This window comes from Bacillus sp. N5-665, assembly GCF_022637375.2.
In the GTDB taxonomy this organism is placed as follows: Bacteria; Bacillota; Bacilli; order Bacillales; family Bacillaceae_G; genus Bacillus_A; species Bacillus_A wiedmannii.
This window is the reverse complement of sequence record NZ_CP093325.1, coordinates 315,711-330,191: the sequence shown is the minus strand read 5'-3', so window position 1 is coordinate 330,191 and position 14,481 is coordinate 315,711. Positions and strand designations below refer to the sequence as shown.

General features: G+C 33.7%; 14 protein-coding genes and 1 pseudogene. All 15 read right to left on the bottom strand.

What is annotated here, in order from left to right; translation table 11 throughout:
• Positions 1–27: 27 nt before the first annotated feature.
• Positions 28–2,535, bottom strand: a complete 2,508-nt coding sequence (gene secA / locus MNO09_RS03850) for a preprotein translocase subunit SecA (protein ID WP_000579393.1) — start codon at positions 2,533–2,535, stop codon at positions 28–30.
• A gap of 505 nt (positions 2,536–3,040) precedes the next feature.
• The gene (locus MNO09_RS03845) at positions 3,041–3,568 is read right to left on the bottom strand and encodes a hypothetical protein (protein WP_033657705.1); all 528 of its coding nucleotides are present in this window, start codon (positions 3,566–3,568) and stop codon (positions 3,041–3,043) included.
• 41 nt (positions 3,569–3,609) lie between these two features.
• Complete coding sequence (locus tag MNO09_RS03840) at positions 3,610–4,248, bottom strand: ATP-binding cassette domain-containing protein (protein WP_000432939.1); 639 nt, start codon at positions 4,246–4,248, stop codon at positions 3,610–3,612.
• A 3-nt stretch (positions 4,249–4,251) separates the two neighbouring features.
• Positions 4,252–5,016: a hypothetical protein gene (locus tag MNO09_RS03835; protein WP_002096202.1), complete on the bottom strand. Its 765-nt coding sequence runs from the start codon at positions 5,014–5,016 to the stop codon at positions 4,252–4,254.
• 71 nt (positions 5,017–5,087) lie between these two features.
• Complete coding sequence (locus MNO09_RS03830; protein WP_000466498.1) at positions 5,088–5,783, bottom strand: hypothetical protein; 696 nt, start codon at positions 5,781–5,783, stop codon at positions 5,088–5,090.
• Positions 5,770–6,558, bottom strand: a complete 789-nt coding sequence (locus MNO09_RS03825) for a hypothetical protein (protein WP_000120040.1) — start codon at positions 6,556–6,558, stop codon at positions 5,770–5,772. Before MNO09_RS03825 ends, MNO09_RS03830 begins: the two co-directional genes overlap by 14 nt.
• 31 nt (positions 6,559–6,589) lie before the next feature.
• Positions 6,590–7,156 (bottom strand): hypothetical protein, encoded by a 567-nt coding sequence (locus MNO09_RS03820; protein WP_000864804.1) that lies wholly within the window; start codon positions 7,154–7,156, stop codon positions 6,590–6,592.
• A 117-nt stretch (positions 7,157–7,273) separates the two neighbouring features.
• Complete coding sequence (locus tag MNO09_RS03815) at positions 7,274–7,756, bottom strand: DUF2712 domain-containing protein (protein WP_000023372.1); 483 nt, start codon at positions 7,754–7,756, stop codon at positions 7,274–7,276.
• A gap of 415 nt (positions 7,757–8,171) precedes the next feature.
• A complete protein-coding gene (hpf, locus tag MNO09_RS03810) occupies positions 8,172–8,714 on the bottom strand; it encodes a ribosome hibernation-promoting factor, HPF/YfiA family (RefSeq protein WP_000671193.1) in 543 nt (180 codons plus the stop codon).
• A 320-nt stretch (positions 8,715–9,034) separates the two neighbouring features.
• Complete coding sequence (gene cspC / locus MNO09_RS03805; protein WP_001990088.1) at positions 9,035–9,232, bottom strand: cold shock protein CspC; 198 nt, start codon at positions 9,230–9,232, stop codon at positions 9,035–9,037.
• A 126-nt stretch (positions 9,233–9,358) separates the two neighbouring features.
• Positions 9,359–10,063, bottom strand: a complete 705-nt coding sequence (locus MNO09_RS03800; protein ID WP_078183263.1) for a ComFC family protein — start codon at positions 10,061–10,063, stop codon at positions 9,359–9,361.
• Entirely contained in the window at positions 10,063–11,412 is a 1,350-nt protein-coding gene (gene comFA, locus MNO09_RS03795; RefSeq protein ID WP_000879432.1) for an ATP-dependent helicase ComFA, read from the bottom strand. The genes MNO09_RS03800 and comFA overlap by 1 nt, the downstream gene beginning before the upstream one ends.
• Before the next feature lie 127 nt (positions 11,413–11,539).
• Positions 11,540–12,950 (bottom strand): annotated as a pseudogene (locus MNO09_RS03790) (C40 family peptidase).
• A 146-nt stretch (positions 12,951–13,096) separates the two neighbouring features.
• A complete protein-coding gene (locus tag MNO09_RS03785) occupies positions 13,097–13,411 on the bottom strand; it encodes a winged helix-turn-helix transcriptional regulator (RefSeq protein WP_000400858.1) in 315 nt (104 codons plus the stop codon).
• A 172-nt stretch (positions 13,412–13,583) separates the two neighbouring features.
• Complete coding sequence (locus MNO09_RS03780; RefSeq protein WP_000844761.1) at positions 13,584–14,426, bottom strand: DegV family protein; 843 nt, start codon at positions 14,424–14,426, stop codon at positions 13,584–13,586.
• Between the last annotated feature and the right edge of the window lie 55 nt (positions 14,427–14,481).

Below are 14,481 nucleotides of genomic sequence, written 5' to 3'. Positions count from 1 at the left end.
CAAAGTAATCTGGGCTACCGCCCTGTATTACTTCCCGATACCACAGCAGTTTTTATATTTTTTACCGCTACCACATTTACATAAATCGTTGCGGCCTACTTGGTCTCCTTTTACAACTGGTTTTTTCTTCGCTTCTTCGCCATCGCTAGATGGATGAACAGCTTCACCTTGAACAACTTCTTGACGCTCTAAGTTTTGTTCAATTTCAGCTTTCATAATGTAACGAGAGATTTCCTCTTCAATAGAAGCAATCATTGACTCGAACATTGCGAATCCTTCCATTTGATACTCACGAAGTGGATCAATTTGACCGTAAGCACGTAAATGAATACCTTCACGAAGGTGATCCATCGCATCAATATGCTCTGTCCATTTCGTATCTACTACACGGAATACAACAACTTTTTCAAACTCACGCATTTGCTCTTCTGGCAGAAGCTTTTCTTTGTCGTTGTAACGCTCTATTAGTTTCGCGATAATTGGCTCGCTCATTTCCTCTGGAGCAAGACGACGTAACTCTTCTTCTTTTATATCGCCTTCTTGCAGAAGGTTTGTATTTAAGTAGTCAACAAGACCTTTAATGTTCCAATCTTCTTCAATTTCCTCTTGTGTATGAAGCGCAACAGCACGTTCTACTGTAGATTTCATCATACCTTCAATAATACTGCGTAAGTTCTCAGAATCCATTACTTCTTGACGCTGTTTGTAAATAACTTCACGTTGCTGACGAAGTACATCATCGTACTGCAGTAACTGCTTACGTGCATCATAGTTATTTCCTTCTACACGTTTTTGTGCAGATTCTACCGCACGAGAAACCATTTTACTTTCAATCGGCTGTGAATCATCCATACCAAGACGATCCATCATCGCTTTCATATTGTCAGAACCGAAGCGGCGCATTAGTTCATCTTCCATAGACAAGTAGAACTGCGTTACACCAGGGTCCCCTTGACGACCAGCACGACCACGTAACTGATTATCAATACGACGGCTTTCGTGACGCTCTGTACCGATAACTGCTAGACCAACGTTTTTAATATCGTCTCCAAGCTTAATATCCGTACCACGACCAGCCATATTCGTCGCAATCGTTACAGCACCTTTCATACCAGCTTCTGCAATGATATCTGCTTCTCGCGCATGGTTTTTCGCGTTTAAAATGTTATGGCGTACACCTTTACGTGTTAACATTTTTGAAATAAGCTCTGACGTTTCAATTGCAACTGTACCAACAAGAATAGGTTGCCCTTGTTTATGACGATTTACAATATCCTCAACAACTGCATTGAATTTGCCTTCCATTGATTTGAAGATTAAATCAGCACGGTCATCACGAATAATATCTTTGTTCGTTGGAATTACGATAACATTCATATTGTAAATACTACGGAATTCTTCTTCTTCCGTTTTCGCTGTACCAGTCATACCAGATAACTTTTCATACATACGGAAATAGTTCTGGAACGTAATTGTTGCGAGTGTCATACTTTCATTTTGAATTTCTACGCCTTCTTTTGCTTCAATAGCTTGGTGCAAACCTTCGCTATAACGACGACCTTTCATAAGACGACCAGTGAATTGGTCTACAATTACGATTTCGCCTTCTTGTACAACATAATCTGTATCAAGGTGCATAACAACGTGTGCACGAAGTGCCTGATTAATATGGTGAAGAAGTGCGACATGTTTTAAATCGAATAAGTTTTCAATATGGAAAGCTTTCTCTGCTTTCGTAATACCATCTTCAGTTAACATTACATTTTTCGTTTTCACATCAAATGAATACTCTTTTTCATTTTCTAATGTACGAACGAATGCATTTGCAAACATGTATAACTCTGTTGATTTTTGAGCTTGTCCCGAAATAATAAGCGGCGTACGTGCTTCATCGACTAAAATAGAATCGACTTCATCGATAATAGCAAAATGAAGTGGACGCTGAACGCACTGTTCTCTATATAAAACCATGTTGTCACGTAAGTAATCGAATCCAAGCTCATTATTTGTGCTATACGTAATATCAGCAGCATAAGCCTCTTGTTTCTCTTCGCGTGACATGCTGTTTAAGTTAATTCCTACCGTTAAGCCTAGGAACTCATGAAGTTGTCCCATTTCGCTCGCATCACGTTGTGCTAAGTATTCATTGACTGTAACAACGTGAACACCTTTTCCTGTTAAAGCATTTAAATATACAGGTAATGTAGATGTTAACGTTTTACCTTCACCCGTTTTCATCTCAGAGATATTTCCTTCATGTAAGGCAATACCACCCATTAACTGCACGCCATACGGACGCATTCCAAGAACACGAGTCGCAGCTTCGCGAACAACTGCAAAAGCTTCAGGAAGTAGATCATCTACTGTCTCACCTTTTGTTAAACGTTCTTTAAATTCAAGCGTCTTTCCTTTTAATTGCTCATCTGTTAATGGCTTAATAGATGATTCTAATGCATCAATTTGCTCAACTGTCTTCTGCATACGTTTAATTTGGCGTTGATTTACATCAAATACCTTTTTTAAAATACCGATCATAGGAAATACGCTCCTCTTTTTTATTAAAATAAAACTTCCGATTGTTTTTTCTTTTTCTATTACAATCAGTCGTTATAAAAATCAAATGTATGTTATGCCAATTTTTCTCCTAATTAAAAAAACTAAAATGTATATACCTAATGATAATTGTAACACTTGTCTTATAACTATGACAACAATCGGCCGAATGTCAGGCCTTATATTCAGAAAAAGTTTTTATTTCATTTGTTACGTTTCTTTTCTCTGTCTCATTATTTCAAGTTCACGTTACAAATTTCGTATTAAATCCAAGTCATTTTCCTTTCAAAAAAAATGACTTGAATATACTCCTTAATAAAATCTAAATCGATAATTACAAAAAGCCGAAGATTTCGTCGGTGCAGCATCCATAGATACTTACACCTGCGCAAAACCTCCGACTTTAAAAGATAATATTATGTTGCAAGATATACTCAACCACGGCACCCCTAAAGCACACTTAAAATATATCTGTATCAATCATGCATTAATTTATCGGTATTTCCAATTCATGATATTTCCCTTTCTTATCCTTCATAAAAGAAATGAATTTCACTTTAGTTGATTCATTTGAAAAGTTTTTATAATTTTTATAAAGGTCATCTCCTATAAAATAATTTGTCCCTATATATCCTCTTACTGTTTTACCAGCAGGTATTACAGGTTCAAACTGATATTTTTCAGGTAATTCCATTGAATAAGGAATCAAATTATAAAACTCGCCTATTTTAGAATAAAACATTGTACTGGAAATAGACTTATTACTAAGCAAATTAATATCCCGATTCGTTGTATTTGTAATATCTAAAGGTAACACATACGTCATTACTTCACGGTCTTCATAAGGATCATAAACTTTTGTAGGATCAAGAGGATCAAGTGCATGAAACGTAACTCCTTGTCTATCTTCAAAAGTTCTATTAGGTAAAAATTCATCTTTTACCACTTTATAAGATTCATTATTTAGATTTAATGTTTTAAATCTAAATAAACTAGCAAATATACATAGCAACACACACAACCCAATAATTATTAAGATATGTTTTTTTGTCACTCTTAATCTACCAACTTTCCATTATTAACATGTACAATACGATCTACTATTTCATTATCTAGAACATGCACATCATGACTAGCTACTATAATAGTCGTTCCCTTAGATTTTTCTACTTTCAAAATATCTAAAACATCTTTTATCCCATCAATATCTAAAGCATTAGTTGGCTCGTCTAATAGCAATAATTTTGGTTGTTCCATTAAAGCTTGCGCTATCCCTAAACGTTGTTTCATACCTAAAGAGTATCTTTTATACTTTCTCTTATCTGTTTTATCAAGTCCAACCCTTTGAATAATATTATAAATTTCCTCATCAGAAATTTTATTGTTAATCGATGATAAAAATTTCAAGTTCTGAAAACCAGTATACCCTGTAATAAAACTTGGATATTCAATCAATATTCCCATAGAATCAGGAAATTGCTTTTGTTTTCCAATCATTTCATTATCTACATAAACAACTCCAGAATTCAAACGCATTAACCCTGATATAGCGCGTAAAATCATCGTTTTACCAGAGCCATTATGCCCCTTCAAAACTAAAAATTCGCCTTTTTTTACTGACAAACTAATATTATCTAACACAATATTTCCTTTTAATCTTTTCGTCATACATTCACATTTAATATAATTTTCCATAAATTATTCACCTATCACATCTAGTTTTTTAAAACAAAAACTACCTAATAAAATCATTACAACAACAATTACTACTCCTATTAAAAGTAAATCATTCCATTGAATAGATTGATTATTACCTAAAGTCAATTGAATTGAACTGTGATCAACAAAATACCAACGATTTGGCATAACAAAAGAACCTAAAAAATAAATACTATGAAAGAAAATAGAAAAAAATAGGTACATCAACATCAGTATAAAAACAATAGTTATTGGTATATAAAGCGTTAAAAACTCAAAAATTAAAGCTAATAAAAAGCTTAGAATTATTTGAATTAGCATAGTACCTACTATCTTATAAGAAAATTGACTATATACATTTGAAAAATAATGCTCGCCAAAAGTAAGCAAATAATAAACAGTAAACCAAATCAAATACATAACAATCCAAATAGTAATTATGTAAAAAAACAAAGATAGTATTTTCGTTAACCAAAGAAAATGCTTCTTCTTAACACGAGGAAACAAATAAACACCATTCTGTTGAATATCTGAAAAAGCAAACTTCCCTACTAGCAACAAAGGAACAATTTGAAAGAATATCCAATAAAAAGGGATAGAAAATCGCCCCTCCTTATAAAAATAAGATAAATCTACAAAGTCTACTCCATGAAAAAATCGATAAAAGGTAACATCTAACAATGAGGGTTCTTTACCATTACTAAGAGGCTGATTGTATAAAAAAGTAACTACAATCATAGCGTAAATTAAGAATAAAAAAACCATTATCTTGATGGAATCTCTAAACCTTACATGTAAATCTCTTTTTAACAAATAATATAAAATCATAATGTAAACTAGATCACCTCTGTCTCATCATTCATAGAAATATAACTTTTTTTAGCTAAAATCCATACACTTATAAAAAAGATAAAAAAACATCCAAATAAGCGTATAAGTAAACCAGTGGCATCTTCAAACACATTTATATAAAAAACATTTGTAAATAAAAATCCATGTAATATAAATCTATCTAGTAAAACTGCAGTGATCATACATATTATTATAAGTAAACTAGGTAAAAATAATTGCAATAAAGCACTTATCATACATATAAAAATAGTCGCAAATAATTGAATGCAAAATAACAATGCATAATTCACATAAATACTATTTACAACCATCATATTTGCCATCAAAAATAACTGTAAAATCATACTCCCAGCAAAAAAGCAAACAAAAACGAATAGTTTCAAATAATATATAGAAACTAATTTCAATGCATTATTCACTCGGTAAACTACATAAATACTAAAAAAATTCGACATAGAATATACAGAAAAAACGATAGTTAAAGGAATAAATATAGTCGATAAATTATAAAACGACATAACCTTATACAAAGCTTCCAATTCGTTCATTTTCTCTTTTACAATTCCATGTTCAAAATAATTGAACAAACAACCAATGATACTGACGTTAAGTAAGAAGAGAACACTTAACCAAACATATTTCATCCCTATAGTTTCTTTCATTACATTATAAAAGAACATGCTTCCTACTCCCCCGTAAATAAAGAACTACAGAACAAAACCAAATACATAACAACACACTAAGAAAAATTTGTAATTCAAAAAAACCGGAGTCTTTAATTAAATAATCTTTAGGATTGAGAATCCCCTTTCCAATACCAAGCCAAAAAATATGTAAAATAAATGGAACTAAATAAATAAAATAAACTCGTCTTATAAAAAACGAAACTGATAAAGCCAAACTTGAAAAAACCGCACCGTATAAACCATTTAAAAATACATACATAAGAAAATATAAAGTAGGATACTCATAATAAACCGTATTAAATTGAGCTGTTGGTGAAACAGTAGCAGCCATATAATTTAATATCGGATGCGGAGCAACTGTTGGATAAGTCATCGCATATAAATAAAAATGAAATAGTAAAGGGACACTTATAATAAAAAAAGATACAATAAAATTAATAAAATAAAGTAACCTAAAATAATGACATGTTCCCATCTTAGAAATAACAGGATAAATAAACCCATAATTTTTATCAATTCTATAAATTCCTGCTACAGCCATTGCAGAAATCATAGGAAATATTAATAGATAAAATTCACTATAAAATGGTAATCTATTAAAATGTAAAATGTTAGATAAATATGGAGATACCTTTATAATCCCAGCATCGTTAAATCCTTTCGTTGTTACAAACATAGCAATATATTGAGCAATGACAATTACTAACATAATAAATAAAGATACCCAAAATATCCTACCTTTTAAAATCCGTCCTAAAAAGTAACTCATCTACAACTCCTCCATAAACCATTATTGAAATTTAAATCTTTTTTAATATGAAGAATTGATCTGCAACACCATAACATTTATTTTCTTTATTTATCCAAATGTAACGAAAAGAAACATGTGCTTTCTCCCCCTCAAACTTAGGAAATTCAACTTCATACTGATAAACATTATCTGTACCTTTTCTTTTTACACTCTTAACTTCTTGTTTCCACTGAATTACTTTTCCATCAGTTTGTTCAATCCGCCCCAAAAGATACGTTGGTTTTTTCTTATTCGTCACACCCGTTAAAAAAACATAATAATTTTCCGGTATAACTCCCAACTTTAAATTTTCATCTAAAAGCTTATCTTCTATTCCAATATCATTTCTATCTGTTTGACCTTGAAAGAAATCCTCACCATTTTCATTCTCAAAAAATACTTGTTCAAAAATAGTATTTTTCTTAATTTCTTGTAACTGAATACTTTTTAAATTATCTTTTTCCGTTAAAGTATCTTCAATATTTACAATAGGTTCATCCATTTCCTTTTGACAAGAAGCTAAGAAACAAATACTCAATAAAAAAAAAACTAAAACATACTTGGAAATAACCTTCATTACAGCTCCTCCTATTTTTAAAATTACATAGCAGAAAAAGTCGTATAATCCAGATTCGGAACTATACGACTTTTTCTAGCACTACAAAATAAATAATTTCAATTTATAATTTCTAAATCAATATTCAGTGTAAGGTCCACCAGGTCTTACACTATCAGGACTCCAAGCAGTAGGATAAGCATTATTTTCTCTAGAATAACCACCAAATCTCACAGGTACATTTTTTCCATATCTTTCATATGCGTAATTTTGGAAAAGATACGTTTTACCTGGTTGCACCGTTCCTTCATGCTTACCTGACTCACCTGAAACATTTACCCAATCTCTATCACCTTTATTTTTATTTTTATCTGCTTCTGTCCAAACGTTAAAAGAACCACCGCCCTTCTCACTACTCTTCACACGCATATACATAGAAGTAGGTGTCCCTTTAGGACGTGCATTAGTAAAATCATATGCACTCCAAAGTCTAAAGGTAAATTCTACATGATCATCTCTTGTATCAGCCTTAGCAGGTTCGGTTAAAGCAAAAGTACTAGCTAAAATACCTAAAGATAAAATAGCCCCAAACATAAAACGACTTTTTTTCTTTATACTCAATAAAAACACCTCCGATAATTTATAGCATTATATTGATTTTATTTTTTCACTGAAGGAATAAACTAAATCTATATAATGCAATATTATAGTAACAACAACTTGATATACCTTCAATGGATTTTAGAATATTTAATATTATTTTTACACTTACGAACATTTCGTTAAATTTTAAAAAACAATAATATATCCCTAGCAAAGAATCACTTGTAAAGTTAACTGCTTACCTACGCCTGTTCCAAATAATAAAGAGTAACTCACCTTTCCAAGTTTTTAATTTCCCCGTACTGTTTTGACGAAACACTGTCCAAAAATCAATTCTTAATGAAATTGGCTACTTATAAATTTTTTCACCTCTCGAAAAGAAAAAGCTAAAACATAAAAAAAGCGCAGCCATTTCGGCTGCGCTTTTGAATTATTATTTAGTTTCGATTAAACCATATTTCCCATCTTTACGGCCGTATACAACATTAGTTTCATTTGTATCAGCGTTTGTGAAGACGAAGAAATTATGTCCTAGCATATCCATTTGTAGGATCGCTTCTTCAACGTCCATCGGTTTTAAATCAAATCGTTTTGTACGTACAAGTTCTAATTCATCCTCTTCTACCGCATCCAGAACAGCTACTGCTTCTGGAAGGATAAAGTTCGTTTTCACAGAACCTTTCTCACGTAACTTACGATTTACCTTTGTTTTATGTTTACGAATTTGTCGCTCAAGTTTATCAACTACTAAATCGATAGCAGCGTACATATCGCTATTAGTTTCTTCTGCACGAAGTAATAAATCAGTAAATGGAATTGTTACCTCGACACGTTGCTTGTCAGAGTATACTTTTAAATTAACTTTAATCTCTGGGAATGTATCAAAATAACGCTCTAACTTACTTAGTTTTTTCTCTACATATTCCTTTAATGCTGGAGTTACTTCAATATTTTCACCACGAATGTTGAATTTCATAGATGAATTCCTCCTTTCAAGCCTATGTACTATAATTTCGACACTGGCTTAAAAACTCCTTCTAACTTTTTTAAAAAAATTAGTGGAATTGCGATTTTTTTATCGTTTTTTGTTGAAATGAAAAGATGCATCGTTTCTATCTTTATTTTATCCTATTAACATCGTGAATAACGAATATAACTGTGGACAATTCGTTACAGAAAAGAAACAACTTTTTGACAACTTGATTCATAACAAAAACCCCTTGCAAAAAACAAGAGGTTCTACCATATATATAACGTTGCCACAAACGCAGCTTTCTCTTCCCAAAAACAATATTCCTACAGTTTTACAACATTAGCTGCTTGTGGTCCACGTGCTCCATCTACAATGTCAAACTCAACTTGTTGCCCTTCTTCTAATGACTTATATCCATCTTGTTGAATAGCAGAAAAATGAACAAACACATCATCACCATCTTCACGCTCAATAAACCCAAATCCCTTTTCTGCATTGAACCATTTCACTCTTCCTTGCATGTTCATTCCATTCCCTTCGCTCTAAAAATCAGGGCATTCACCCCATACTTTGACTATAACGAATGACAACTTACGAAGTCAAAGAAGACTTATCGTCTTTTTATTATCCCTTTCGACAGTTACAGATCAACTTCTACAGAGCGTCAAACTAGAAACTTCCCTTGCTCCTCTATTGTATAAAAGACTTCCAATTTGTCTAACTGTAATTCCTGTCGTATATACATCATCAACGAGTAAGATATGTTGATCATGAAACATATCTTCTCCCTGAAAATAAAAAGGATTACTTCCCGAAAGCCTTTCGTTACGTGTCTTCTTACTTTGCTTTTCTGTTTCCCTTCTTCTTAATGAGGGATAAGAAATTTTGACAGGTAAGCATGCTGCTAATAACTCTGCCTGATTAAAACCACGTTCATATTCCCGTTCCCTACTAAGTGGAACAGCAATAACACTTGAAATGCTCGTAAAATGCTTTTGAAACAGCTCCCGAAAGGATCGATAAAAAATATGAACTAACTCCGCATCCCCCCGAAACTTAAACTGTGCTAATATTTCTTTCATCTCATCATCGTACACGTGCAAAGAACGATTTTTAAAAGGACGATAATTCTCCTCATTTATCCACCTTACGCAATCCATACAAATATCATTTTCTTTATATTCGGAAGGCAAGTCCTCTAAAGGTCGCCCACACTCCATGCAAATCTCTCCTATAATATAGGAAAGTTTCCGCTCACACCTGTCACATATATATTTTGTGTGAGACTTTACAAAGAAGGTGTACCAACTAACTGTTTCCAACATATACTCATCGCAAAGTAGACAATGCATTAATCGATTAACCCTTGTTCTTTCGCCTTTTTGTTCATACTTTGAATATGCCTTTTCGCGCGTACCATCGCCTCTGTCTTACCGCAATGAAAATAAACGACCTCACCATAAGGTTCTTCAAAACTACGACCTGCTCGGCCTGCAATTTGTACGAGCGCACTTTCTGAAAAGATTTCTTCTTCCGCCCCTAACACCGCAACTTGTAAATTCTTCACAGTTACTCCTCTCTCTAAAATTGTCGTTGTAACTAATAAAGGAATTTCTCCCTTTCTGAAAGCTGCTACTTTTTCTTTTCTCATCGGATCTTCTGCATGTACACCATCGATTCTAGGATCCAACGTTTTCAATATCAGGCTCAATTCTTCTATATATCGCACATGAGGAACAAATAAAAAAATAGGATGTTTTTTGTTTACGTACATTTCTAACCATTGTAGTAACACTCGAGGAATTCTTTTATGATGGAGGCTTTTCTTCCAATTTCCGCACCAGCAAAATAGAGGAACTGGTAACGGATGACGATGGTATCGTCCAGGGACAATGATACCTTTTTGTTTACCACTTCTGAAATTATGTTTCCACTTTTCATCGGGAGTTGCCGTTAAATAAATACGCGCCGCTTTCTCTTTCATCGCTTGTTGCACTGCATACTGTAACATTTGATCCGCATAATACGGGAAGGCATCTATCTCATCTACAACCATGACATGAAACGCTCTATAGTAACGTAACAGTTGATGAGTCGTTGCAACGACTAACGCTGCATCTTTGTCCCTATCTTCACTTCCTCCGTATAAGGACGCTACATTTACATTTGGAAACACTTTTTGTAATCTCGGCGCTAATTCTAGTACAACGTCTGTTCTTGGCGTTGCGATACAAATTCTTTCTCCTTTTTGAAGTGCCTCTGCAATACCGTAAAACAGCATTTCAGTTTTTCCAGCCCCGCACACAGCCCAAATAAAAAACGATTCTTTCTGCTTAATAGCTTCTATAACACCTTGCGCCGCCAACTCCTGACCGGTAGACAAAGTCCCGTTCCACTGTAAAGAATTTAAACCTTTTTCTCCTTTTCTTTCAGCGATCCCACGAACAAGTACAGCACATTCACTAACTCTCCCCATCGTTATACACTTTCGGCAATACGTACATACTTTACTGCACCTTTTACATGAAAATGACGCAAATAGCCGCTGCTCTATATTTCCGCAGCGCTGACATATATATTTAGAAGCCTTCTTTATTACGCCTTGTACATATACGACCTTCCTCTTCTTTTTCAAATCATGTAATGTATCCCGTAAATCTGAAGAGAGTTCCTCTAATAGTAACTGTTTCCCTGCTAACATCAGCAACCACCTCCAGCACTACTATAAACCTTTCTCATAATCTCGTAAAAACTCAAAAAAGCCGATAACCTACTTATAAAATAGTAAGCTATCGACTTTATACACATGTTTTATTCGTTTATAAATCCTAGAATCTACCGTATCCTAAGAAATGTTTTTGGTTGTAGCTACTGCTTAAGCTAGCATAAGCAATCCCTTTATCACCAGCATGAATCATTTGGCCATTACCAACGTAAATACCGATGTGAGATGGACCTGGTTTATAAGTACCTTGGAAGAATACTAAATCTCCAGGTTGTGGGCTACTTACTTTAGAAACTGAGTTCCAGTAACCTGCAACGTCTTGACGACCTACGCCGAAGATGTAAGAAATGAATCCACTACAGTCAAAACCACCGTTTGATGGAGATGCACTTCCCCAAACATATGGTAAGCCTAAGTAACCTTGTGCTTTACCAATTACGCCACCCGCATTTGAAGCTGGTGCTGGCTCTGCTTGTTTCTTTTCTTGCTTAGGTGCTTCTTTTTTAGGCTCTTCTTTTTTAGGTTCCTCTTTTTGAGCTTGTCCACCATTGTTTGCTGGTGCAGTTTGTGCTGCAGGTGCTTGTGCTGTAGGCGCTTGCGCATCTTTAGCAGCTTGTTCTGCTTGTTTTTGAGCAGCAGCTTCTTGTGCAGCCTTTTCTTGTGCTTCTTGTTCAGCAATACGTTGTAATTGCAGTGCTTGTTTTTCAAGATCTTTCAATTGACTTTCCGTACTTGTCATTGAAGTTACAACTGTATCCATTTTACCGCTTAAATCATTTACTGCTGTTGATTTTTTCGCTTTTTCAGCGTCAAGTTCTTTCTTAGCAGTTTCAATTTGAGCTTGTGCTTCTTTTAATTCTTTTTGCTTTGTTTTTACCGTTTCAACATCTTTTTTCACGTTCGCTTGATCTTCTTGTTGTGTTTTCATGATATCTTCATCAGACGCAAGAATTTTAGAAACAGAATTTAAGCGATCAACTAGATCTGCAACATTTTTAGAGTTTACAAGAACTTCTGTTACAACATTTGTGTTTGGTTGTTCTTGAAGTGCAACTAAACGTTTTCTTAATAACTCTTCACGTTTTGCAATTTTCGTTTGTAGTTCTGCAATATCTTTATTTTTATTTTCGATTAATCGCTCAGTATCCGCAACTTTTTTCGTTGTTTCATCAAGTTTTGAAGCATTCTCTTGAACAGATTTATCCAAACCTTGAATTGTTTTGTTTAAGTCATTCATTTGCTTTTGTAATACATCACGTTCTTGTTGTTGTTTATGTAAAGTGTCATTTTGTGTATTAATTTGTGATTTCACGTCAGAAATTTTATCTTCTGCAAATACATTTGGTGTTAGTCCTGAAAACATTAACCCTGCAACTAATGCGCAAGATGCCATTTTTAGCTTTTTCATTTTATTTTTTACACCGCTTTCTTTTGTCTTTTTTCCGTATATAACCTATAAAATTTATACCATAATTCGGGATTTTTTTTGCTAATGTTACGCTATTGTAAAACAAATGTAATATTATATGTAACTCTATCGCAAAATATGCATATTTTTGTATATATGTGTAGAATTTTAAAAGCTTTTTATAAGCAAAGAAAAAACGCAAGGTTTCCCTTACGTTTTGTTAAATACACTAATACGAATGAAATCAAAACGTTATTTCATCCATTTCTCAGCCCAATTTTGGACTTCATCCATAACACTTTCTAATGCTTTCCCTTTTTCAGTTAAGCCGTACTCGATTCGAACTGGTACTTCTGGATAAACATTACGAACTACAATGCCTTCGCTTTCCAATTCCTTTAAACGCTCTGATAACATACGATCGCTCATATTCGGTATAATATCTGCGATTTCTCTAAAACGTTTTGACTCTTCAAGCAAAGATTTAATAATTAAGCCAGTCCATTTTTTACTAAGCAAAGTAAAAGCTGACTCAAACTTTGGACATAAACAAGAATTATGCTCCATATGTTTCACCTCTCTTCCATTATAATATAGTTTCTTGTAAAAAGTAAGTTATAAAACTTTCCTCATTATTTTATTTTACGTACATTTTACCATTTCCAAATATTAACTTGTCAACTACACGTAAAATATCCGTAAAAAAACCCTCTTCAAAAAGAGAGCTTTTTATATCTTATTACTTCGTATACCATCCAAGACCTAGTGCACCTTCACCTAAATGCGTACCAATTACAGCACCGAAATAACCTGTGCGGATTGTAACATGAGGATATTTTGCTTCTAATTCTGCCTTCCATTCATTCGCTTCCTCTTCACGTTGTGCATGAATGATAACTGCTTCCATAGGTACACCTTGACTTGCTTGCTCATCAAAAATTTCAACAATTCGTTTTAACGCTTTTTTACGTGTACGAATCTTTTCAAATGGAATAATGATTTTATCTCTAAAATATAAAACGGGCTTCACTTGTAACAAACTACCAATGAAGGCTTGCGCACTATTTAATCGTCCTCCACGTTGTAAATGATGTAAATCATCCACTACAAAATAAGCGTCCATCGTTTTCTTCATTTCATCAAAACGGGCAACGATCTCTTTCGGATCCTTTCCTTCGCTTGCTAATTTTGCCCCTTCACGCACATAGAATCCTTGTACTTCACAACTAATTTCAGAGTCGTACGTATATACATCAATACCCTCTACCATCTGTCCAGCTGCCGTTGCTGTTTGATATGTACCACTAATTCCACTTGAAAGATGAATACTAATAACTGCATCATAATCCTTAGATAATTCTTCATATAGCTCAACAAACTTTCCAATTGCTGGCTGAGAAGTTTTCGGAAGTTCTTCTTGCTCACGTACTTTTACATAAAAATCATCTGCTGAAATTTCAGCCTCTTCTTGATAAGATTCCGTTCCAAACACAACGTTTAATGGAATCATATATATATTGAGTTCATCACGAATATGCTTCGGTATATATGCTGTACTATCAGTAACAATAGCTGTTTTCATTTGCGTACCTGCCTTATAAAAAAGTTTTTATTCCCTAAGTTTACACGAAAACTAA